Annotated in this window: 1 protein-coding gene; it reads right to left on the reverse strand. The window is 59.0% G+C overall.

The features are described 5' to 3' along the window. The coding region (locus KP705_RS15940) for a Tn3 family transposase (RefSeq protein ID WP_215764941.1) at positions 1 to 658 on the reverse strand (658 nt) is incomplete at both ends.

The raw sequence follows: 658 nt of genomic DNA on the forward strand, positions 1-658 counted from the left end.
TTGCGCGCATTGATATCGCTGATCGCAGCGCCTCTGCCACCTGCATGAAACAATTGACCATCACTTGAGGACGATGTGCCGTCTCCCCAGAGTGACGCCAGGGGCAGCCCACGATGGGCTGCAACCATACGGCCAAGGGCTTCGGCGTATCCGGCCTCGCTGATATGCCAGTCATGCAGATGCGCCAACTGGCGCAGGGTGGCACCCTGACAGGTGTCGGCCATGCGTGTCAGACCAAGATTAATCCCATCCGCCAGGATCACCGTCAGCAGGGCGTTTTTGTCATCCGCGACACGGCTGGAACGGCGATGGGTAAAGCAGTCGGTGAAGCTGATCCAGCGGTCCACTTCCAGCAGAAGATCAGTAATCTTGATGCGTGGCAGCCGGTCGTAAGCCGCCCGCCTCAACTCTTCCACAGCAGGGGGTGTAATTGCTTTCAGAGGCGAAATCACAAGACCATGTGCATCAAGCCGGACCTGTGACAACTCGCCCTTCCTGGCAAGAGCCGTCACCCGGTTCAGCGCGGTTTCCAGCACTGCACGCCGTTGAGAAAGGAACGTGTCAGCCGTAGCATTGATCGCCAGAGGCAACGGTCCTTGCGCGCGCATCGCTGCAAACGTGGCTTCCGGAAGAAGGTAGGTGTCGAATGCGCGGTATT

The sequence above is a fragment of the Gluconobacter sp. P1D12_c genome (assembly GCF_018812105.1).
Classification (GTDB): Bacteria; Pseudomonadota; Alphaproteobacteria; order Acetobacterales; family Acetobacteraceae; genus Gluconobacter; species Gluconobacter oxydans_A.